The 22,345-nt window shown below is 56.5% G+C and carries 16 protein-coding genes and 1 pseudogene; 12 read left to right on the forward strand and 5 right to left on the reverse strand.

All coding sequences use genetic code 11. The annotated features are described in order from the left end of the window. The first annotated feature begins 333 nt into the window (after nt 1-333). Both RX972_RS20475 and rhlB read left to right on the forward strand, forming a co-directional pair. Entirely contained in the window at nt 334-990 is a 657-nt protein-coding gene (locus RX972_RS20475; protein ID WP_316877953.1) for an alpha/beta hydrolase, read from the forward strand. A 575-nt stretch (nt 991-1,565) separates the two neighbouring features. Next, a pseudogene (gene rhlB, locus RX972_RS20480) lies at nt 1,566-2,846 on the forward strand (ATP-dependent RNA helicase RhlB); the annotation flags it as partial. A 106-nt stretch (nt 2,847-2,952) separates the two neighbouring features. Here rhlB and moaE read toward each other — a convergent pair. The 5 genes from moaE to RX972_RS20505 all read right to left on the reverse strand — a co-directional run bounded on the left by moaE (nt 2,953) and on the right by RX972_RS20505 (nt 7,176). Continuing rightward, entirely contained in the window at nt 2,953-3,402 is a 450-nt protein-coding gene (moaE, locus tag RX972_RS20485; RefSeq protein WP_316877955.1) for a molybdopterin synthase catalytic subunit MoaE, read from the reverse strand. 2 nt (nt 3,403-3,404) lie between these two features. Continuing rightward, nucleotides 3,405-3,650: a MoaD/ThiS family protein gene (locus RX972_RS20490; RefSeq protein ID WP_231675420.1), complete on the reverse strand. Its 246-nt coding sequence runs from the start codon at nt 3,648-3,650 to the stop codon at nt 3,405-3,407. After that, nucleotides 3,647-4,135 carry a cyclic pyranopterin monophosphate synthase MoaC gene (gene moaC, locus RX972_RS20495; protein ID WP_316877956.1) on the reverse strand — a complete coding sequence of 163 codons (489 nt, stop codon included), beginning with the start codon at nt 4,133-4,135 and terminating at the stop codon, nt 3,647-3,649. The genes RX972_RS20490 and moaC overlap by 4 nt, the downstream gene beginning before the upstream one ends. Before the next feature lie 177 nt (nt 4,136-4,312). Further along, nucleotides 4,313-5,707 carry a PhoH family protein gene (locus RX972_RS20500; protein ID WP_027900702.1) on the reverse strand — a complete coding sequence of 465 codons (1,395 nt, stop codon included), beginning with the start codon at nt 5,705-5,707 and terminating at the stop codon, nt 4,313-4,315. Between the two features lie 332 nt (nt 5,708-6,039). After that, complete coding sequence (locus RX972_RS20505; RefSeq protein ID WP_316877957.1) at nt 6,040-7,176, reverse strand: polysaccharide deacetylase family protein; 1,137 nt, start codon at nt 7,174-7,176, stop codon at nt 6,040-6,042. A 317-nt stretch (nt 7,177-7,493) separates the two neighbouring features. Between RX972_RS20505 and yaaA the strand changes: the two genes are divergently transcribed. The 10 genes from yaaA (at nt 7,494) to RX972_RS20555 (ending at nt 22,336) form a co-directional block, all read left to right on the forward strand. Beyond that, on the forward strand, nt 7,494-8,273 hold the full coding sequence (yaaA, locus tag RX972_RS20510) for a peroxide stress protein YaaA (RefSeq protein ID WP_316877958.1): 780 nt from the start codon (nt 7,494-7,496) through the stop codon (nt 8,271-8,273). A 933-nt stretch (nt 8,274-9,206) separates the two neighbouring features. Next, nucleotides 9,207-10,523: a nucleotide sugar dehydrogenase gene (locus RX972_RS20515; RefSeq protein WP_027898936.1), complete on the forward strand. Its 1,317-nt coding sequence runs from the start codon at nt 9,207-9,209 to the stop codon at nt 10,521-10,523. Between the two features lie 208 nt (nt 10,524-10,731). Then, nucleotides 10,732-12,213, forward strand: a complete 1,482-nt coding sequence (gene alg8, locus RX972_RS20520) for a mannuronan synthase (RefSeq protein ID WP_099270421.1) — start codon at nt 10,732-10,734, stop codon at nt 12,211-12,213. A 42-nt stretch (nt 12,214-12,255) separates the two neighbouring features. Beyond that, on the forward strand, nt 12,256-13,425 hold the full coding sequence (locus tag RX972_RS20525) for an alginate biosynthesis protein Alg44 (RefSeq protein ID WP_316877961.1): 1,170 nt from the start codon (nt 12,256-12,258) through the stop codon (nt 13,423-13,425). 1 nt (nt 13,426) lies between these two features. Next, nucleotides 13,427-14,845 carry an alginate biosynthesis TPR repeat lipoprotein AlgK gene (gene algK, locus RX972_RS20530; protein WP_027898939.1) on the forward strand — a complete coding sequence of 473 codons (1,419 nt, stop codon included), beginning with the start codon at nt 13,427-13,429 and terminating at the stop codon, nt 14,843-14,845. Next, nucleotides 14,842-16,326 (forward strand): alginate export family protein, encoded by a 1,485-nt coding sequence (locus RX972_RS20535; protein ID WP_316877964.1) that lies wholly within the window; start codon nt 14,842-14,844, stop codon nt 16,324-16,326. Before algK ends, RX972_RS20535 begins: the two co-directional genes overlap by 4 nt. A 26-nt stretch (nt 16,327-16,352) precedes the next feature. Next, nucleotides 16,353-17,975: a mannuronan 5-epimerase AlgG gene (gene algG, locus RX972_RS20540; RefSeq protein WP_255881129.1), complete on the forward strand. Its 1,623-nt coding sequence runs from the start codon at nt 16,353-16,355 to the stop codon at nt 17,973-17,975. Nucleotides 17,976-17,988: 13 nt separating this feature from the next. Beyond that, a complete protein-coding gene (locus tag RX972_RS20545; protein ID WP_027898942.1) occupies nt 17,989-19,428 on the forward strand; it encodes an alginate O-acetyltransferase AlgX-related protein in 1,440 nt (479 codons plus the stop codon). Between the two features lie 8 nt (nt 19,429-19,436). Continuing rightward, entirely contained in the window at nt 19,437-20,558 is a 1,122-nt protein-coding gene (locus RX972_RS20550; protein WP_231675414.1) for a mannuronate-specific alginate lyase, read from the forward strand. 200 nt (nt 20,559-20,758) lie between these two features. Beyond that, a complete protein-coding gene (locus RX972_RS20555; protein ID WP_027898944.1) occupies nt 20,759-22,336 on the forward strand; it encodes an MBOAT family O-acyltransferase in 1,578 nt (525 codons plus the stop codon). Nucleotides 22,337-22,345: the final 9 nt, after the last annotated feature.

Here is a 22,345-nt window from a genome sequence, read left to right on the forward strand (position 1 = left end):
GCCTCATGATCTTAGACGGCCTACAGGATTCAAGCCCCATGATGTTCCTGAACCAATCCGGTACAGGATGAACCGTGCCGTGAATCCTGATGCATGGACTCCGTGCTTGCCCCCGTTGAGTATCGGTAATAGCACAATAGTGTTACCGAACGAGGTAAGCGCTTCACTCCCCGGTTTTTCATAGCAAACGCCGTACCAGCATGGTGGCGATGTCGAATTAGCGACAGGTCAAGAGAAAAACTTGTAACCTTGCGACATCTTCTTTCATTTTTAACAACTCGCGCACCGCATTAACGCACTGCAAAAGAGCGAGCGCACCCGGATAGAGCACTCATGACCAACCCTCTGATTCTCGAACCTGTTAACACTCCAGACGCATGCGTTATCTGGCTGCATGGCCTTGGCGCAGATCGTTATGACTTCATGCCGGTCGCTGAAGCACTTCAGGAATCGCTGCTGACTACCCGCTTCATCCTGCCTCAGGCACCGACCCAGGCCGTGACGATCAACGGCGGCTATGAGATGCCGAGCTGGTACGACATCAGGGCCATGAGCCCCGCCCGCGCTATCGATCACGACCAACTGGAGGTTTCTGCGCAGACCGTTCTGGACCTCATAGAAGGCCAACGCAACAGCGGAATCGACCCGGCGCGGATCTTCCTCGCAGGGTTCTCCCAAGGTGGCGCGGTGGTGCTGCATACCGCTTTCAAGCGCTGGCAGGGTCCATTGGGCGGGGTACTTGCCCTCTCCACTTACGCACCGACATTTGGCGATCAATTACAGCTTTCGGATAGTCAGAAACGCATTCCGGTGTGCTGCTTGCATGGCACATTCGACAACGTGGTCCAGAAATCCATGGGGCTGGCCGCTTATGAGTGTTTGAAGGCTCAAGGCGTAACCGTCACATGGCAGGAATACCCAATGGAACACCAAGTGTTACCGCAGGAGATTTCTGACATTCGTGCCTGGCTGATCGACAAGCTCATCTGATTGGGAGCTTGTAGGGCGCAAATCCCCGGGAGCGGCACGCTGCCTCACGGCAAACGGGACCTGTAGGAGCGCGCTTGCCCGCGATCCGGTCCATCAGTCGATGAATCTATCGCCTATGCTGACGCTATCGCGGGCAAGCGCGCTCGTATAGTAAAAAGCATTCAAAATCAGATAGTTATTTGTTGTTTTATAAGAGCCAGGTTGTTGGTGAGACGCAGGGCCTGCCTGGTCAGAGACTCCGCCCTCCCGGTTAAAGCCGGCCCCACAAATTTGGGCATATGTAGCCCGTTTGGCATGACACTACGCCGCGCCCGATTCTTGCTTTACACTGCTGGGCGTACATTCCTTAACCAACTGATGAGATGACCGTGCTCAAAGCACTTAAAAAGATGTTCGGTAAAAGCGAGGCTGAGCCGCTCGCTGCTGGCCCTGTTACTCCTTCCCCTGCGCCGCAAAGCAAGACTGAAGGCCACTCAAGGGATCGCAGCGCTGCAGCCAAGGCACCTGCCCAACCCCGTGCAGACGATAAAGAGCCGAGTGCACTGGCTGAAACGGCAGACCTTGCCGTCGTCGCCACCCCCAAACCCGAGCGCCCACGTCGCGAACGTGCGCCCAAGCCGGTCGTTATTCCCTGGAAACTCGAAGATTTCGTCGTCGAACCTCAGGAAGGCAAAACCCGCTTTCACGATTTCGCCCTCGCCCCAGAATTGATGCACGCGATTCAAGACCTCGGTTTCCCTTACTGCACGCCGATTCAGGCACAGGTACTGGGTTTCACGCTCAAAGGGCAAGACGCCATCGGCCGCGCCCAGACCGGTACCGGTAAAACCGCCGCGTTCCTTATCTCGATCATCTCGCAGTTGACTCAGACACCGCCGCCCAAAGAGCGCTATATGGGCGAACCTCGCGCACTGATCATCGCCCCGACCCGGGAGCTGGTGGTGCAGATCGCCAAGGACGCTGCTGACCTGACCAAGTACACCGACCTGAACGTCATGACGTTTGTAGGCGGGATGGACTTCGACAAACAGCTCAAGCAGCTCGAAGCGCGCCATTGCGACATTCTGGTCGCCACTCCTGGCCGTTTGCTGGACTTCAACCAGCGCGGCGAAGTGCATCTGGACATGGTCGAAGTGATGGTCCTCGACGAAGCCGACCGCATGCTCGACATGGGCTTCATCCCACAGGTGCGCTCGATCATTCGCCAGACGCCGCACAAGGGCGAACGCCAGACCCTGCTGTTCTCCGCCACGTTCACTGAAGACGTGATGAACCTCGCCAAACAATGGACAACCGAACCGGCCATCGTTGAAATCGAAGCCGAGCAGGTCGCCAGCGAAAACGTTGAGCAGCATATCTACGCCGTCGCCGGTGCCGATAAATACAAGTTGCTCTACAACCTGGTCACCGACAACGGCTGGGAACGCGTCATGGTATTTGCCAACCGCAAGGACGAAGTGCGTCGCATCGAAGAACGCCTGGTACGTGATGGCGTGAACGCCGCGCAGTTGTCAGGTGATGTGCCACAACACAAACGCATCAAAACGCTGGAAGGCTTCCGCGAAGGCAAGATTCGCGTACTGGTTGCCACCGATGTCGCCGGTCGCGGGATTCATATCGACGGTATCAGTCATGTGATCAACTTCACCCTGCCGGAAGTGCCGGATGACTACGTACACCGCATTGGCCGTACAGGCCGGGCGGGTGCAGCAGGTGTTTCGATCAGCTTCGCCGGTGAAGATGACTCTTATCAACTGCCTGCGATTGAAGAGAAACTGGGTCGCAAGATCAGCTGCGAAACACCGCCGACCGAGTTGTTGCGTGCGGTAGTGCGTAAGCCAGCACAGCCTCAGTAGCGCTCACTCCCTGTAGGAGCGCGCTTGCCCCCGATAGCGTCAGTCCAGTCGATGAAATGTCGCCTGGTACATTCAATCGCGGGCAAGCGCGCTCCTACAGGCTTGTTTATTCCCACCGCCCCGCCGCCGCTTTATCACTCGCCCGCCCCTCGACCCATTTCGGCCCTTCTGACGTGTTCTCCTTCTTCCAGAACGGCGCACGGGTCTTGAGGTAGTCCATCACAAAATCACAGGCCTCGAAGGCTGCCTGACGATGGGCACTGGCAACGCCGACAAACACAATCGGCTCACCTGGTTCCAGCGCGCCAACCCGATGCAGCACTTCCAGCCTGAGCAATGGCCAGCGCTGTTCGGCCTCAAGCACAATCTTGCCCAATGCCTTTTCAGTCATGCCGGGATAGTGTTCCAGGAACATCCCCGAGACTTCCCGCCCTTCGTTAAAGTCCCGGACGTAGCCCACAAAGCTGACCACTGCGCCGATGCCGACGTTAGCTGCATGCAGAGCGTTGACTTCAACGCCAGGATCCAACAGTTCTGCCTGAACCCGAATCGCCATGATCAGCCTCCGGTCACGGTCGGGAAGAATGCCACTTCGTCACCCGCCTGCAAGGGCTCATCCAACTGACACAGCTCCTGATTGCGAGCGCACATCAGGTTCTGCTCAGCCAATACTTGCCACACCCCATCGCGCTCCAGCAAATGCAGGCGCAGTGTGTCGATAGTGGCGAACTCGCCGTCAACCTGCTCACCGTCAGTCCCCAGGGTTTCCCGGTAACGGGCGAAATACTGGACGCTGATGCTCATGAAGCCTCCGGTGCCGTTTCGTCGGCAATGAAGTGGCCGCTTTTGCCACCGAGCTTTTCCAGCAAGCGAACGTTCTCGATGACCATGCCGCGATCAACCGCTTTGCACATGTCATAGATGGTCAGCGCAGCGACGCTGGCAGCGGTCAGCGCCTCCATTTCTACACCGGTCTGCCCGGCCAGCTTGCAGCGGGCGACGATGCGCACAGCGTCTGCGCCTTCAGCGCTCAGCTCCACCTTGATACTGGTCAACATCAAAGGGTGGCACAGCGGGATCAGGTCGCTGGTCTTCTTCGCTGCCTGAATACCGGCGATGCGCGCCACGGCGAACACATCCCCCTTGGGATGCCCACCGCTGACGATCATTTGCAGGGTGTCGGGCAGCATACGGATTAATGCTTCGGCCACCGCCTCACGGGACGTCACAGCTTTATCAGTGACGTCGACCATATTGGCGCGACCTTGGGAATCTAGATGAGTGAGCACAACGTTACTCCTGAACAGGAGCGGGGATTGTAAACCTAAACAAAGCAACCGACAGGGCATGAAACAATTGTGGGAGCCGATTCATCCGCGAAGAGGCCATCCCATCCGACACATTTATGTGCCTGAAACGGCCTCTTCGCGAATGAATTCGCTCCCACGGGTGGGGATCTTCAATGCTTACAAATGCGACTCCGCATATTCAGCCAGAATTGAGCGTGGCACGCCTTGCAGCGAGATGTGCACGCCGTTCGGGAAGTCTTTGAAGCGCTCCGTCAGGTAGGTCAGCCCGGAACTGGTGGCCGACAGGTATGGAGTATCGATCTGCGCGAGGTTGCCCAGGCAGACCACTTTTGAACCAGCGCCGGCACGGGTGATGATGGTTTTCATCTGGTGCGGCGTCAGGTTCTGACATTCATCGATCAAAATCAGGCTTTGCTGGAAGCTGCGACCCCGTATGTAGTTGAGGGATTTGAACTGCAACGGCACTTTGCTGAGGATGTAATCGACGCTGCCATGGGTGTTTTCGTCATCCATGTGCAAGGCTTCGAGGTTGTCGGTGATGGCGCCCAGCCAAGGCTCCATTTTTTCTGCTTCGGTGCCTGGCAGGAAGCCGATCTCCTGGTCGAGACCCTGCACGCTACGAGTCGCAATAATTCGCCGATAACGCTTGCTGACCATGGTTTGCTCGATGGCCGCAGCCAGCGCCAGAATGGTCTTGCCGGAACCGGCAGCGCCGGACAGGTTGACCAGATGGATATCCGGGTCAAGCAAGGCAAACAGCGCCAGGCCCTGGTAGATATCACGCGGTTTGAGACCCCAGGCTTCCTGATGCAGCAGTGGCTCCTGATGCATGTCCAGAATCATCAGTTCGTCGGCCTTGACGCCTTTGACCCAGCCGACAAACCCTTGCTCGTCGATGATGAACTCGTTGATGTGTACCGACGGCAGCATTTCAGTCATTTGCACGCGATGCCAGGTACGGCCGTGATCCTGACGGGTGTCGACTTTACTGACCCGGTCCCAGAAGGAGCCGGTCACGTTGTGATAACCACGGGACAGCATCGACACGTCATCGACCAACTGGTCGGTGCTGTAATCCTCGGCCGCGATCCCGCAGGCACGCGCCTTAAGACGCATGTTGATGTCTTTGGTGACCAGCACAAGACGCAAGTCCTTGTCGCGCGCATGCAGGTCAATCAATTGGTTGATGATGATGTTGTCATTGAGGTGTTCAGGTAGAAGACTGTTGGGCTCCTCGCGCTTGCTCATCATGATCGACAGGAAGCCCTTGAAGACTCCCGTGCCACGGTCGATGGGTACGCCCTTCTCGACTTCTTCAGGCGTGGCTTCGCCCAGTGTCTTGTCGATCAGGCGGATGGCTTGACGGCATTCGGCAGCGACCGAATGTTTACCGGCTTTGAGCTTGTCCAGCTCTTCCAGCACGGTCATGGGGATGGCGACGCGGTGTTCTTCGAAATTCAGCAGTGCATTTGGATCGTGAATCAGTACGTTGGTATCGAGCACGTAAAGGATTGGCTGGGTAGAAGAAGGGGTGCGTCCGTGATCATCCATACTCGCTCACCTTTATAAAAGCCAGGTGACGCAGAACCACTCACACTGCGCCACGAAAAGGCCGCCGGGCTCTCTCCTTAGGGCAGGAGAGAAATGCTCAAGATGGAGTCTTGGAGGACGCCACCTGTGTTGCAGGTTTCGGCGGTCTGATAGTGGTAATACCGCAAAACACATGACAGAAAAAAGCACTTTGACACTTTTTTGAAGTTTATTTCACAGTATGACGAATAGCCCTTGGCGACCTGCCCAAGCCCGTTTACAGTCGGAAGTCCGCTCTACCTGAAATCGTCGGAAAATTCGCCCTATCCGCCCATAAAAATGAACGCAAGCCCTTATTCTGCGGGCCTGTCAGGGATATTGTGGCAATCGTCCCAGATCAACTCGCTTTGTGCGGTGTTTGCGAGCAATAGCGGCACTGCCGACTGCACCCTCGCACTGGCGTCGTGAAACACCACTGTCCCTCGCCGCCACAGCAACATCAGGTTCACAATCCGGTCTGTTATCTGCTCGGACGTCAGTCGACCATTGCTGTCCTGCGCATCGATATTCCACAGCGACACCCGCAGATTCTGATCACGAAAGAACTGCCCGCTGTCCGCACGTCGATGGCCGTAGGGAGGACGGAACAGCGGGATGAAGTTGTCGGGTAGCAGTTGTTGAGTCAGGCCTTCACTTCGACGCACCGAGTCTTGCCACTCCAGCCACTGGCTATGCGAGCGATATTCCCATCCCTGAATGCCGACGCACTGCAGACGATAAAGCGATTGCAACGCGGTGCCGTTAGTCGCGGCGAGGCGCTCCTGCAGGTTCTTACCCAATACAAAGAACGTCGCGTTCATCTTCTGCTGACGCATGAAGTCAGTCAGCCAGTCGGTGCCCCCGTCAGCGCCGGTGGGGCCACCTTCGAAATTCATCTGAAAGGTACGGTCAGCCATTTCATCGCCGCTCAACTCATCAGAGTTATATAGGGCGATTTCACTGCTGGTTTGCGGGAATAACGCCGCCATGTACATCAGTTCGTTGAGATAGCGCTCATGAAAGGTCGCACTCGGCGCAGCCCAGTTGGCGTAGAACGAATCGCTGGCGATGGTGAATTCGGCGGCACGCTGGCGCAGTTGGTCCATGTCCTCGACCAACACGCAGAACGATGCGTCCTGGGGGCAGCTCAATTGCGCGCTCTGGTAACCCTCCAGCAAACGGTTCCAGAGGCGGTGACGAAGCAGATTCAGTGACGGCACGTTGACGTACCTGAGCCCCAGACGCTTCTTGAGCCCCTCCTCGTCCAGTGCTTCGCTAGCCAGCAATTCGTGGGCAAAGCCGAGAATCTCCGCACGGGATGCCACATCGAACAGATCAGGCGATTCCAGCCGCTCCGGCCAAAGGCTACGGTCAATGGTTGCAACCGAAGGCGGAGCCGCCATGGCCTGAACGCTGAACAGACACGCGCACACTGCTAGAAACTTACGCAACACCAATCGCTCCCTGAACATCGAACCTGGATAAGCGCCGCACTATAGCTGATATGAGTGGCTGGGCTTGTGTCCGCACCGATACAAATGCTTCTGCGTCCCCTGACAAGGCGCTACCCGGCAGGAGCGAACTTGTTCGCGAGGCGGCGTGCCTGAAGAACCGCGCCTGCCCTTTCGCCAACAAGTTGCCTAATACAGGAACGCCCCCCCCCTACAGCCCTTCGCCACGCGTCAAAACATCTCTCCTATCACCACCATAGCTGGAGTCAGGCTCCAACAGCCCCTAGAATCGTCCGACGATTAAAGGAGACGACCCCATGCTGATGGTGATTTCCCCAGCCAAGACCCTCGATTTCGAAACCCCGCCGACGACCGAACGTTTTACCCAGCCGGAGTATCTGGATCACTCCCAGGAACTGATCGAGATACTGCGCGAATTGACCCCCGCACAGATCGGCGAATTGATGCACCTTTCCGACAAGCTCTCAGGGCTCAATGCCGCACGTTTCGGCAGCTGGACCCCAGCGTTCACTCAGGAGAATGCCAAACAGGCGCTGCTGGCTTTTAAAGGCGACGTGTACACCGGCTTGCAAGCCGAAACACTGAGTGAAACTGAACTCAGCTATGCCCAGGATCACTTGCGCATGCTGTCCGGCCTTTATGGTCTGTTGCGCCCACTGGACCTGATGCAGCCCTACAGGCTGGAAATGGGCACCAAACTCGCCAATGCTCGCGGCAAGGATCTCTACGCGTTCTGGGGCACACGAATCAGTGAGTGGCTGAACGAGGCACTGGCAGAACAAGGCGATGACCTGCTGTTGAACCTGGCGTCCAACGAGTACTTTTCTGCCGTTAAACGTCCAGCATTAAACGCGCGCATCATCGATACCGATTTCAAAGACCTGAAGAACGGCCAATACAAGATCATCAGCTTCTACGCCAAGAAGGCGCGGGGCATGATGAGCCGCTTTGTTATATCGGAAAAAATCGATACACCGGATGCACTGAAACAGTTCGACGTCGGGGGTTATCGCTTCAGCAAAGAGCAGTCAACGGCAACCCGTCTGGTATTCCTGCGCGACACGCCCGAATCGTAGCTCTTCGCTCCGCAGGAGGACCCGCTTTGACCGGGCAAGACGCTGGCGCTTTCGCGGCATTTTCACTGCCTGAAATGCTGCTTTTCCGGTCAAAGGCATTCCACAACATTCGTATTAACCCGCTTAAGGCGAGTTTATCCCCTGCACTATGCTATTTATCCCCTTATAAACGTCATGCAAATTGCACTTTGACAATTTACTGTCGCCAACTAACAGTCACCTTTTTTTAGTTAGTGTTTTTCTCAAAAAATTAACAAATTTTTTGTGTAGTAGCATTTGGCTTGTTCACAGTAGTAGCATCCTCACACCGACTCGGCGGCAACCCTTGCTTGACAAGGCCTGCAGCATACATGACATCACAGTGCGATCACTCCATCCGGGCCTTCAAAAAGAAAAATTCTCAAAAAGAGGACGAGTGGCCCGGAACTTATCCCGGAATCAAACGCTCCTACATCCCGTAACAATTCTCGCCTTCCTTGTGAGAGATCACTTACAAGGGGTGTAGAAAATGTGGAAGTTGCCGTTCATCACACTGATCTCAGGATCAGCGGCGGTAGGCAGTCGGGAGATTGGCTCACACTTACAAAGTTTTAGTCGTATGGCAAAGCACTGTTCAAGTGCATAACGCGACATTGAGGCATGGCAGCCCAAGGCTCTGGTCCGGGTCTGTCGGCATCAAGACAGCGTCAGCACCTAAAGGAGTGGTTTACCACATCCCAGAGCGAGGCCCTGTCGCTGTCACAGCCAGGTTACTTGCCGTTCAAGACTCAGCAGTATTTGAGATTGCCTTAGTTACTTCTGGCACTCGTCTTTTTTAAATATGCCTGTACTTGTTGTGAGACTTCTTTAAGTCCCACATCCGAGTGCGCGATACCTGCTGGCCAAAATTCAATATCCAGCCAACTTAATGGCGTGTAAATCGAGGAGAGTACGATGCGTATCAGCATCTTTGGTTTGGGTTACGTCGGTGCAGTATGTGCCGGTTGCCTTTCTGCGCGGGGTCATGATGTTGTTGGTGTTGATATCTCCAGCGCCAAAATCGACCTTATCAATAACGGCAAATCGCCAATCGTAGAGCCTGGTCTGGGCGAGCTTCTGGACAAGGGCATTCGCACTGGCAAACTGCGTGGCACCACGGACTTCTCCGAGGCCATTCGCGCCACTGACGTGTCGATGATCTGCGTGGGTACTCCTAGCAAGAAAAACGGCGACCTGGAACTCGATTTCATCGAATCCGTTTGCCGCGAAATCGGCTTCGTACTGCGTGAAAAAGACACCCGTCACACTATCGTTGTGCGCAGCACCGTTCTGCCGGGCACTGTTGCCAACGTTGTGATCCCAATCCTCGAAGACTGCTCCGGCAAAAAAGCCGGTGTCGACTTCGGCGTTGCAGTGAACCCTGAGTTCCTGCGCGAAAGCACCGCGATCAAAGACTACGATCACCCGCCAATGACCGTTATCGGCGAGTTCGATAAAGCGTCCGGCGACGTGCTGCAAGCTCTGTACGAAGAACTCGACGCACCGATCATCCGCAAGGACATCGCTGTTGCCGAAATGATCAAGTACACCTGCAACGTGTGGCACGCCACCAAGGTCACCTTCGCCAACGAAATCGGCAACATCGCCAAAGCGTGCGGCGTCGATGGTCGTGAAGTAATGGAAGTGGTTTGCCAAGACAAGCAACTGAACCTGTCCCAGTACTACATGCGTCCAGGCTTCGCTTTCGGCGGTTCTTGCCTGCCAAAAGACGTCCGCGCCCTGACCTACCGTGCTGGCAGCCTGGACGTTGAAGCACCTCTGCTCAACTCGCTGATGCGCAGTAACGTTTCCCAGGTTCAGAACGCTTTCGACATCGTGGCTGCCCACGACACTCGCAAAGTCGCGCTGATGGGTCTGAGCTTCAAGGCCGGTACTGACGACCTGCGTGAAAGCCCGCTGGTAGAGCTGGCTGAAATGCTGATCGGTAAAGGCTTCGACTTGAGCATCTACGACAGCAACGTTGAATACGCTCGTGTTCACGGTGCCAACAAAGAGTACATCGAGTCCAAGATCCCGCACGTTTCGTCCCTGCTGAACTCGGACTTCGACGCTGTGATCGAACACGCCGACGTGATCATCCTGGGCAACCGTGATGAGCGCTTCCGCGCCCTGGCCGACAAGGCTCCAGCGGGCAAGCAGATTGTGGACCTGGTCGGCTTCATGACCACCACTACTGCCGAAAACGCTAGCGCTGAAGGTATCTGCTGGTAACGGCTGTCAGAGCGCCCTTCGGGGCAGGTCAACCGTAGGAGCCAACTTGTTGGCGAGACGATTGACCGGTTTATGACCGGTCAATCCTTTCACCAACAAGCTGGCTTCTACCGCGGACGGGCTACGGAAAAAGGGCGCTTGTTACACGCCTGCCTAAACCAACTCGGGCCACCTCAAAGGCTCACCCGATACCGAGACGGATGCAGATATGCACAGGCTTAAGCATGGTCTACTACAGGCCGCAGGTTGGTTGTTCTACCTGAGTTTATTAGGGGCTCTCGCAACCGCGTTGCCTACCAGTATCTTCGACTCACAGTCGAAGAACTTTATTTTCCTGATTGGCGCCGTGGGCATCTGGCGCTACTCGATGGGCGCTACGCACTTTGTGCGCGGCATGATCTTTCTCTACATCGTTTACCCGCACCTGCGTCGCAAAGTGCGCAAGCTGGGCAAGTCGGCGGACCCGTCTCACGTGTTCCTGATGGTCACCAGCTTTCGTATCGACGCACTGACCACCGCCCAGGTATACAGCTCGGTGATTCGCGAAGCCATTGAATGCGGCTACCCGACCACCGTGGTCTGCTCCCTGGTAGAAATGTCAGACGAGTTGCTGGTCAAGGCGATGTGGGAAAAGGCCAACCCGCCTGCTCACGTCAAACTGGACTTCGTACGTATTGCCGGTACCGGTAAACGCGACGGTCTGGCTTTCGGCTTCCGCGCAATCTCCCGGCACATGCCGGACGACCGTGCAGTGGTCGCCGTGATCGACGGCGACACCGTGCTGTCTGAAGGTGTGGTTCGCAAGACTGTTCCGTGGTTCCAGCTGTTCGGCAATGTCGGCGGCCTGACCACTAACGAGTTCTGCGAAGTCCGCGGCGGCTACATCATGAGTGAGTGGCACAAACTGCGTTTCGCGCAGCGTCACATCAACATGTGCTCGATGGCCCTGTCCAAGCGCGTACTGACCATGACCGGTCGTATGTCAGTGTTCCGCGCCACCGTCGTGACTGACCCTGAGTTCATCGCCGACGTTGAAAGCGACTCGCTGCATCACTGGCGTCTGGGTACGTTCAAGTTCCTGACCGGTGATGACAAGTCCAGCTGGTTCAGCCTGATGCGTCTTGGCTACGACACGTTCTACGTACCGGACGCTACGATCAACACCGTTGAGCACCCGCCGGAAAAGAGCTTCTTGAAGGCCAGCCGCAAACTGATGTATCGCTGGTACGGCAACAACCTGCGTCAGAACTCGCGTGCATTGGGTCTGGGCGTTCGTCGTCTGGGGATCTTCACCAGCATCGTGCTGTTCGACCAGCGTGTGTCAATGTGGACCTCCATTCTCGGCCTCACCGTTGCGATCATCGCCAGCTTCAAATACGGCGGTGTGTTCATCCTGATGTATCTGCTGTGGATCGGGATAACCCGCTTGATCCTGACCCTGCTGCTGTCCTTGTCAGGGCACAACATCGGGCCGGCCTACCCCGTCATTCTTTATTACAACCAGATCGTCGGCGCACTGATGAAGATCTACGTCTTCTTCCGCCTGGACCGCCAGTCCTGGACGCGTCAAGACACCAAACTCAGCCGTGACATGGCCAGTTTCCAGGGTTGGTTCAACACCTGGTCATCTCGAACCATGACTTTCTCGGCTGGCACCATCTTCGTCGCAGTGCTGTTGACGATGGTTTAAACCGGGCCAACGGATTAATCGCTTAAGTAGGAAAAATTAGCCATGAATACAGCCGTGAATGCAAACGTCGTACACGAATCCGAAGCCCAGCGCCAACACGCCCGGGTCAAAATCCCGGCCAAGCTGCGCTTGCTCGAAGCCCCGAACGCGCCTCTGGTACAAGTTGAAGACTTGTCCGCTGGCGGTCTGAGCTTCGTCGCGCCTGCGCAGCAGCGCCCAACGGCAGGTGAAGTTATCAAGGGGCGCCTGCAGTTCCTGATCGACAACCTTGGCCTGGCCATGGACGTTGAGATGCAGGTGCGCTCCATTGATCCTTCCACCGGTCGCGTGGGTTGCCAGTTCCAGAATCTGGAAGCTCAAGACATCGCCACCCTGCGTCACTTGATCACCTCGCACCTGAGCGGCGACATCGTCAGCATGGGTGAAGTGCTGGCTACCCTGCAGCGTGACAACTTCACCAAAGCACGCAAGGTGAAAGGCAGCGGCGACGGCATGAGCGCTCTGGGTCGCCTGCGCGCAGTGACCTTCACCCTCGGTATCTTCATCGTCGGTCTGGCAGCATTCGGCTTTATCTTCAAAACCGTTTACGGCCTGTACTTCGTCAGCCACTCCTCGGCCGGCCTGGTCACCTTGCCAGCCATGGACGTAACGATGCCGCGTGAAGGCACCGTGCAGAGCCTGGTCGCGGTCAACACTCCGGTCGCCAAGGGCGCACCAATGGCCTCGTTCAACACCAGCATGCTGGAAATGCTCAAGGGCAGCCTGAACGGCGACGACCTGCAACCTGCAAAAATCGAAGAGCTGTATGGCAAGCAAATGGCCGGTACCCTCACCAGCCCTTGCGACTGTGTGATTGCCAAGCAACTGGTTTCCGATGGTCAGTTCGCTGCCAAAGGCCAGGTGATCTTCCAACTGGTACCGCGTAACACCGCAGCCAACGTTGAAGCCCGCTTCACCTATCGCCAGTTCAACGACGTCAAGCCAGGCACCCGCGTTAACTTCCAGGTAGCCGGTGAAGAAAACATTCGCAGCGGCAAAATCGTCAGCAGCACCAACCTGAGCGAAACAGATCTGGCCACCGATATCCGCGTGCAGATCAAGCCTGACGAAGTGCTGGACACTTCCCTGGCTGGCCGTCCGGTTGAAGTCACCAGCGATCGTGGTCCATCGATGAACTGGCTGATCGACAAAGCCATGGCCGCGGGTCTCTAACATGCGTAGCCCATTACAACGATTGTCGAGCCCTACCCTATTGAGCCTGGCCGTTGCCATCGCGCTGACCGGTTGTGCCGGTCTGCCCGATCAACGCCTGGCCAATGAAGCCTTGAAGAACGGCGACACCGCTCTGGCAGAACAGAACTATCGGCAACTGGCGGACCTGGGCTACAGCGATGCACAGGTAGGCCTGGCTGACATTGCAGTGCAAAGCGGTGATCCGCAGCGCATCAAGGAAGCTGAAGCCACTTATCGCGCTGCTGCTGAAACGTCGCCGCGTGCTCAAGCTCGTCTGGGTCGCCTGCTGGCGACCAAGCCGGGCGCGACTGAAGCTGAACACCACGAAGCGGAAAGCCTGCTGAAAAAGGCCTTCGCCAGTGGCGATACCAGCTCTTTGACACCGTTGGCCATGCTTTACCTGCAATTCCCGCACAGCTTTCCGAACGTGAATGCCCAGCAGAAAATCAGCGAGTGGCGTGCACAGGGTTATCCGGAAGCTGGTCTGGCCCAAGTGCTGCTGTACCGCACCCAGGGCACTTACGACCAGCACCTGGATGACGTGGAAAACATCTGCAAAAACGCACTGAGCAAAGTCGACATCTGCTACGTCGAGCTGGTGACGGTCTATCAGAAACGTGGCCAGAACGAACAGCGCACCGCAGTGGTCGAGCAACTGAAAAGTGCTTATTCCGTTGGCGGCGTCGGCGCTCAGCGTGTTGACAGCGTAGCCCGCGTATTGGGTGATGCGTCCATCGGTACTCCCGATGAAAAAACCGCTCAGCAATTGCTTGAGCAAGTTGCACCGGGTTATCCCGCTTCATGGGTAACACTGGCCAAACTGCTTTACGACTTCCCCGAACTGGGCGACGTCAACAAGATGATGGAATACCTGGATAACGGTCGTGCTGCGGACCAACCCCGCGCCGAGCTGTTGCTGGGGCGCCTGTACTACGAAGGTAAATGGGTACCGGCTGATTCACGCAAAGCAGAAGAACACATGAAAAAAGCCGCCGCTGGCGGTGAGCTCTCTGCGCATTACTACCTGGGTCAGATCTACCGCCGTGGCTACCTCGGCAAGGTCGAATCGCAAAAGGCACTGGACGAACTGCTGATCGCTGCACGTGGCGGCCAGAACAGCGCTGACTTTGCCATTGCCCAATTGTTTTCCCAAGGCAGAGGCACCATGCCTAACCCGGTCAATGCCTGGGTGTTCAGCCAACTGGCGCTTCAGGCTCCAACGCCGACGCCGGCTGCCACTGATCTCGCGCAGGAAATCAGCACCGCCCTGCCACCTGAAAAACTCGCCACCGCCCAACGGCTGTTGCAGCAAGAGAAAAACGTCCGGGGCATCACCAGCCAAAACGCGCTGGCCATTCAAGCCCTGAAAGAAGAAGACGGCGAGGACGCACCACTATGAAGTTGAATCCCCTGATGGCCGCAGGCCTGGGTCTTGGCTTTACCCTGCTTTGGGCTACGCCGACACTGGCGGCCCTGACCGAAGAGAAGAACTTTGGTCTGGAAGTAAAAATCAGCGGCCAGGCCGAAGGCGACCGCGACCTGGGCACACGCTCCGGTGGCAACGTCAACGGTGTTGGTCTGGACTTGCGTCCTTGGGTCTATGGCGAACGCGGTGAATGGAGCGGTTACGCGATGGGTCAAGTGGTGACTGCCACTGACACCATCCAGACTGACCCTCTTGAGCAAACCGACGCCCGCACCCAGCAAACCGTCCAGGCTCGTGGCAATGCCAGCGAGCGTGAAGTCGACAAGAGCTACCTGGCCTTGCGCGAATTCTGGATTGGTTACAGCGGCTTCACCGCCTACCCCGGCGAGATACTCAAAGTCGGTCGTCAGCGCCTGCGCAACGACGATGGCCAGTGGCACGACACCAACATCGAGGCCGTGAACTGGGTCTTCGACACGACACTGCTCAAAGCAGACGTGGGCGTGGCTCAACGCTTCAGCGAATACCGCACTGACCTGACTGAATTGTCTCCACAGGACGAAGACCGTAAACACATTTTCGGCGACGTCAGCTACCAGTGGATGCCAGGTCAATGGGCAGGTGTGCGCGCACACCATAGCCAGGACGACGGCAACCTGAAGAAGCAGGATCAGGAAGTCGACGACCTGGACAAAACCTCCAATGGTGACCTCACCTGGCTGGGCATTCAGGCCAACAGCGATGCCTACAATCATCGCAACATCAACCCGATCAACTACTGGGGCAGCGTGACCTGGCTGACCGGTGATCGAGACAGTATCACTACTCCGTTCGACCCCGTTGACCAACGATTTGAAGCGGGCCCGAAAACCAGCAGTAACGTCAATGGCTGGGCCACTGACCTGGGTCTGCGTTTCCGTCTGGACCCGCAATGGCAAGTCGGCGCCGCCTACTCGCGCGCCAGCAAGGAATACGTACAGAACGGTCTGGAATCCAACCGCTCGAACTGGACCGGTACGCGCTCGCGCATTCACCGCTTCGGTGAAGCGTTCCAGGGCGAAATGGCCAACGTGGAAAGCGGCTCGCTGTTCGCCTCCTGGCAGATGCAGGATGAATACGACGCATCGTTGATCTACCACAAGTTCCGCCGCACCGATGGCAATGCCCGAATCGGCACGTCCGGCATCAACGCTGTTGGCAGAGAAGACAGTGGCGTTCTTTCGTCCCTGCCATTGACCACCGACGGCGATAAAGACCTGGGTCAGGAAATGGACCTGGTCGTGACCAAGTACTTCAAAGGTGGCCTGATGCCTGCGGCACTCAGCCAGTCCATGGATGAACCTTCAGCGCTCGTCCGTCTGCGTGCCGGTGTATTCAAACCGGGTGATGCTTATGGCAGCGGAGTCGACAGCTACATGCACCGCGCCGTCGTAGACGTCATCTGGCGCTTCTGATGCAACCGCGAAAGGAGTGCGATGAGATGAACAGTCAAGCAAGCAGTCTGCGCAACCGCGCATGGCCACAAGCACTGCTCGAAAGCGCAGTGCTGAGCGGCGCGCTGTTGCTCGCCAGCTCCGCCATGGCCGCCACAGTGCCGGTCAACCCGGTCCCGGCTCCGGTGAACGGTGCGGCAGTGGTCAAAGAGTTGCAGCAGGCCAAAAACTACACCATCAGCAGCCCGCCGGTGGAAACACTGCACCTGGAAAAACCCAAGCTGCCAGACCTCTCCGGCTACACCGCCGAAGCCGCTGCCAAGAAAATTGTCCGCACCAAAGCGGGCAAGATTCGAGTGGCTCGAATGATGTCGGAAGTGGGTCTGAAAGAGTTTATCGGTGGCGATAACAAGATGGCTGAATGGGTTGCCCGTCAACAAGGCATCCCGCAGGCAATCATCATCGAAGACGGCTATGTGACGGTTCAGGATCTGGCAAAAAAAGTCCCGAAACAGTACCTGAGCGAAGTATCGCCAGGCACTTACGTGGCTCGCCTGCCGATTCTGGTCAAGGCTACCGGCATCTTCGAAGCCAACAAGAAAACCAAGGAGCTGCGCCTGTCTCAAGAGAAAGGTGCGTTCCTGGTCGTCGAAGGCAAGCTGTTCATGAGCGACACCCAGATGAATGGCTGGCGCGAAAAGGACAACACGCCGTCGACCTTCCGCAAGCCCGATGAATTCCGTCCGTTCCTGCTGTCCTGGGGTGGCTCTGAGGTCTACATCATCAACACCAAAATGGCGAGCCTGGGTTACGACCAGAGCAAGTCCTACGGTGTGAGTATTTCCCAGTACACGCCCAACATGGTCAAAGAGATGAACAAGCCCGATCCGACCGGCTGGATCGTCGGCTCGGAATTCTCGGACATGTGGTACGGCTTCTACTGCTATGAAACCAAAGACTTCGTGGTCAAAGGCAGCACCTACCGCGACAACATCGTTTACGGCATCGACCCGCACGACCGTTCCCACGGTCTGATCATTGCCGAAAACGACGTTTACGGAACCAAGAAAAAGCACGGGATCATTATTTCCCGTGAGGTGAACGACAGCTTCATCTTCAACAACAAGACTCACAACAACAAGTTGTCCGGCATGGTTCTGGACCGTAACAGCGTTAACAACATCGTTGCCTACAACGAGGTTTACCAGAACCACACTGACGGCATCACCTTGTACGAAAGCGGCGACAACCTGCTGTGGGGCAACAAGGTCATCGCCAACCGTCGTCACGGCATCCGCGTTCGTAACAGCGTGAACATCCGCCTTTACGAAAACATTGCCATGGGTAACGGTCTGTTGGGTGTCTACGGGCACATCAAGGATTTGAGCAACACCGACCGCGACATCGCGCTCGACCCGTTCGAATCCAAGGTGTCGCTGATTGTTGTTGGCGGTGAGCTGACCGGTAATAACTCGGGCCCACTGTCGATCGATTCGCCACTGAGTATCGAACTCTACCGAGTGGCGATGCTGGCTCCGACCAAGAACAGCGGTATCAGCTTCGCCGGCATTCTGGGCGAACGTCAGGATGAAATCCTTGACTTGCTGGTACGCCAACAGAAAGCCGTGCTGATCGATCCGGTCGAAAGCCAGAAAGAACTTCAGGACTGAGAAGGTAATGTTTATGCACGCACACTTGATCAAATTACTCAGCCTGTCCGGCCTGACCGCAGCACTGATGGCAATCAGCAGCGGCGCACGTGCAGACGAGTTGCAAGCGCCCAACTTCACCGCTGAGCCATGCTGCCAGTTGTGCCCGCAAGCGCATGACGCCAGAAATTACACCACGCGCTACCAGCAGAACTTCACCACGCTGGTGCAAGCAGAAGGTGACTGGCTGTTCCGTACCCAGGAAGACCTGCGTACCGAATTCAACACCACGCCAGAAGGCTATCGCCGCATGCAACAACTGCACGATGCCTTCAAGAGCAAAGGCGTTGAACTGGTAGTGGTGTATCAGCCGACTCGCGGCCTTGTGGATCGCAACAAACTGTTCCCTGCCGAACGCGACAAGTTCGACTATGAAAAAGCGCTGACCAACTACAAGGCCATGCTGGGTCGCTTCGACAAGATGGGCTACTGGGTTCCGGATCTGTCGCCGTTGACCAACGAGCAACAGGCCCATGATTTCTATTTCCGCGGCGACCAGCACTGGACGCCATACGGCGCTCAGCGCACCGCGAAAATCGTTGCCGAAACCGTGAAGAAAATCCCGGGCTACGCCGACATTCCAAAGCGTGAATTCGAAAGCCACGTTTCGGGACGCATGGGCAAAACCGGTACCCTGCACAACATGGCAGCACAATTGTGCGGTAACACCTACGCGATCCAGTACATGGACCAGTTCACCACCGAGCCTAAAGGCGAGGCCGGTGACGGCGACCTGTTCGGTGATTCCGGCAACCCGGAAATCACTTTGGTCGGTACCAGTCACAGCGGCAAGAACTATAACTTCGCCGGCTTCCTGCAAGAGTACATCGGTGCCGACATCCTCAACGTCGCCTTCCCTGGCGGTGGTCTGGAAGGTTCGATGTTGCAGTACCTGGGCAGTGAAGACTTCCAGAAACGTCCACCAAAAATCCTGATCTGGGAATTCTCGCCGCTGTATCGCCTGGACCAGGAGACCATTTACCGCCAGATGATGTCGCTGCTGGATAACGGCTGCGAAGGCAAACCTGCACTGATGAGTGCAAGCACCACGCTGAAAACCGGCAACAACGAAGTGCTGGTCAACGGTAAGAATGGAATCAAGAACATCCGCAATGGCAGCAATCAGATCGACATCCGTTTTGCCGACACGTCGGTAAAAGTTCTGCAAGCCAGACTCTGGTACATGAACGGTCGTCACGAAGATCTGAAAATCGAAAAACCGGAAACATCCGATACAGACGGGCGCTTCTCCTTCGAACTGCGAACAGATGAAGACTGGGCTGACCAGCAACTGCTAGCACTGGAAATCCAGGGTCCGGAAGCGGGCACTGCACCCCAGAAAGTCGAAGCGAAAGTATGCAAACGCAACGTGTTCCCAGGCACTGCGCAGCAAACTGCGCAAGCCGGGTTATGAGGCTACCTATGCACACTCCGAAACTGATGTTACCTACCCTGCTGTCACTGGCCATTATGGCCGGTGGCGCCGGGGCCGCCAGCGCCGCGAACCTCGTGCCACCCAAAGGCTACGACGCTCCGATCGAAAAAATGAAAACCGGCGACCACAACTTCAGTTGTGACGCCGTTCCAAAGCCTTACACCGACAAGCTGGTGTTTCGCAGCAAATACGAAGGTTCAGACAAGGCGCGTGCGACCCTGAACGAAGCGTCCGAAGAAGCGTTTCGCAGTGCGACCAAAGACATCACCACCCTTGAGCGTGGCGTCAGCAAAGTCGTGATGCAGTACATGCGCGATGGTCGTCCAGAACAGCTCGATTGCGCGCTGAACATGATGACTACCTGGGCCAAGGCTGATGCGCTGGAGTCCAAGGACTTCAACCATACCGGTAAATCGATGCGCAAATGGGCGTTGGGCAGCATGTCCTCCGCTTACCTGCGCTTGAAGTTCTCCGACTCGCATCCATTGGCCAACCGCCAGGCGGACGCACAGATCATTGAGGCATGGTTCAGCAAACTGGCTGACCAGGTCATCAGTGACTGGAGCAACTTGCCGATGGAAAAAATCAACAACCACTCGTACTGGGCCGCATGGTCGGTGATGGCAACGGCTGTCGCCACCAACCGTCAGGATCTGTTCGACTGGGCAATCAAAGAATTCAAAGTCGCCGCCAGCCAAGTCGATCCGGAAGGCTACTTGCCGAACGAGATGAAGCGTCGTCAGCGTGCCCTCTCCTATCACAACTACGCCTTGCCGCCACTGGCGATGATCGCCAGCTTTGCGCAGGCCAATGGTGTAGACCTGCGTCCGGAAAACAATGGTGCATTGAAACGTCTGGCTGATCGCGTGCTGTCTGGCGTGAAAGACCCGGCTGCCTTCGCTGCTAAAAACGGTGAAAAACAGGACATGACGGACCTCAAGAAGGATCCGAAATTTGCCTGGCTGGAACCGTACTGCTCGCTCTACACCTGCAGCCCTGAAGTACTTGAAGACAAGCACGAAAAACAACCTTTCAAAACCTTCCGTCTGGGCGGTGACTTGACCAAGGTCTACGACCCTGAGCATGAGAAAGGCGACAAAGGCGGTTGATACACGATTGAAACTGTAGGAGCTGCCGCAGGCTGCGATCGGCTGCGGAGCAGTCGCTGATTTCGGAGTTGCTTGAAGGTCGTACCGACCTTATCGCAGCCTTCGGCAGCTCCTACAGGTAACGCGTTAACCCCCACATCGGTGTGGGGGGTTTGGGGGGGCTTTGGGCCCTTGACTGATGGATAAACGGAGATATCAGGATGGTGTTCTCATCCAACGTGTTCCTGTTCCTGTTCCTGCCGATTTTCCTCGGCTTGTACTACTTGAGCGGGCAACGCTATCGCAATCTGCTGCTGCTGATTGCCAGTTATGTGTTCTATGCCTGGTGGCGTGTGGACTTCCTCGCGCTGTTCATCGGCGTAACGGTGTGGAACTACTGGATCGGCCTGCAGATTGGTGCGGCAGGCGTTCGCACCAAGCCGGCTCAACGCTGGCTGTTGCTGGGCGTGGTGGTCGACCTCGGTATCCTAGGCTACTTCAAGTACGCCAATTTCGGCGTCGACAGCATCAACGCAATGATGACGTCGGTCGGTCTGGAACCGTTCATCCTGACCCACGTGTTGCTGCCAATCGGTATCTCGTTCTATGTCTTCGAGTCCATCAGTTACATCATTGACGTGTACCGCGGTGATACCCCGGCCACACGCAACCTGATCGACTTCGCTGCATTTGTCGCGATCTTCCCGCACTTGATTGCAGGCCCTGTGCTGCGTTTCCGTGACCTGGCTGACCAGTTCAACAATCGCACCCACACCCTGGACAAGTTCTCCGAAGGCTGCACGCGCTTCATGCAGGGCTTCATCAAGAAAGTGTTCATCGCCGACACCCTCGCCGTTGTCGCTGACCACTGCTTCGCGCTGGAAAACCCGACCACAGGCGACGCCTGGCTGGGTGCACTGGCTTATACCGCGCAACTGTATTTCGACTTCTCCGGTTACAGCGACATGGCCATTGGTCTGGGCCTGATGATGGGTTTCCGCTTCATGGAAAACTTCAAACAGCCTTACATCAGCCAGTCGATCACCGAGTTCTGGCGTCGCTGGCACATCAGCCTCTCCACTTGGTTGCGTGACTACCTGTACATCACTCTGGGCGGCAACCGTGGCAGCAAGTTCGCGACCTATCGCAACCTGTTCCTCACCATGCTGCTGGGTGGTTTGTGGCACGGCGCCAACATCACGTACGTAATCTGGGGTGCATGGCACGGTATCTGGCTGGCGATCGAGAAAGCCATCGGCCTGAACACCGCACCACGTACTTTTAACGTACTGCGCTGGGCCCTGACTTTCCTGATCGTGGTCACTGGCTGGGTCATCTTCCGCTCCGAAAACCTGCACGTTGCCGGCCGTATGTACAGCGCGATGTTTGGCTTCGGTGACTGGAAACTGTCGGAACTCAACCAGGCCAGCCTCACCGGTCTGCAAGTGGCGACCATGGTCGTGGCTTACGCAACACTGGCGTTCTTCGGTCTGCGTGACTTCTATGCCAACCGTCCTGCCGAAAAAGCTGCCAGCAAGAGCAACCCGGATCTGGGTGTTCAGGCTGACGGCCCTGCCACTGCGCAGCCAGGCATGATCAAAGCCGTACCGGGTGACAAACCAGGAAGCATTCACGAACCAGGCTACATCGTGGGTACTGAAGCTCAGGTACAGCCTGCTTACTGGGTTGCTGACTGGCCACGTTACGCAATGCGCGCACTGATCCTGCTGCTGTTCATTGCTTCGATTCTCAAACTGTCGGCGCAAAGCTTCTCGCCGTTCCTTTACTTCCAATTCTGAGGACCTGCC

The sequence above is a fragment of the Pseudomonas syringae group sp. J309-1 genome (assembly GCF_032582135.1).
GTDB lineage: Bacteria > Pseudomonadota > Gammaproteobacteria > Pseudomonadales > Pseudomonadaceae > Aquipseudomonas > Aquipseudomonas quasicaspiana.

Coding starts and splice junctions, on each gene's coding strand:
- RX972_RS20475 (WP_316877953.1), top strand. CDS start 334: ATGACCAACCCTCTGATTCTCGAACCTGTTAACACTCCAGACGCATGC.
- moaE (WP_316877955.1), bottom strand. CDS start 3,402: ATGGCGATTCGGGTTCAGGCAGAACTGTTGGATCCTGGCGTTGAAGTC.
- RX972_RS20490 (WP_231675420.1), bottom strand. CDS start 3,650: ATGAGCATCAGCGTCCAGTATTTCGCCCGTTACCGGGAAACCCTGGGG.
- RX972_RS20500 (WP_027900702.1), bottom strand. CDS start 5,707: ATGGATGATCACGGACGCACCCCTTCTTCTACCCAGCCAATCCTTTAC.
- yaaA (WP_316877958.1), top strand. CDS start 7,494: ATGCTGATGGTGATTTCCCCAGCCAAGACCCTCGATTTCGAAACCCCG.
- RX972_RS20515 (WP_027898936.1), top strand. CDS start 9,207: ATGCGTATCAGCATCTTTGGTTTGGGTTACGTCGGTGCAGTATGTGCC.
- alg8 (WP_099270421.1), top strand. CDS start 10,732: ATGCACAGGCTTAAGCATGGTCTACTACAGGCCGCAGGTTGGTTGTTC.
- RX972_RS20525 (WP_316877961.1), top strand. CDS start 12,256: ATGAATACAGCCGTGAATGCAAACGTCGTACACGAATCCGAAGCCCAG.
- algK (WP_027898939.1), top strand. CDS start 13,427: ATGCGTAGCCCATTACAACGATTGTCGAGCCCTACCCTATTGAGCCTG.
- RX972_RS20535 (WP_316877964.1), top strand. CDS start 14,842: ATGAAGTTGAATCCCCTGATGGCCGCAGGCCTGGGTCTTGGCTTTACC.
- algG (WP_255881129.1), top strand. CDS start 16,353: ATGAACAGTCAAGCAAGCAGTCTGCGCAACCGCGCATGGCCACAAGCA.
- RX972_RS20545 (WP_027898942.1), top strand. CDS start 17,989: ATGCACGCACACTTGATCAAATTACTCAGCCTGTCCGGCCTGACCGCA.
- RX972_RS20550 (WP_231675414.1), top strand. CDS start 19,437: ATGCACACTCCGAAACTGATGTTACCTACCCTGCTGTCACTGGCCATT.
- RX972_RS20555 (WP_027898944.1), top strand. CDS start 20,759: ATGGTGTTCTCATCCAACGTGTTCCTGTTCCTGTTCCTGCCGATTTTC.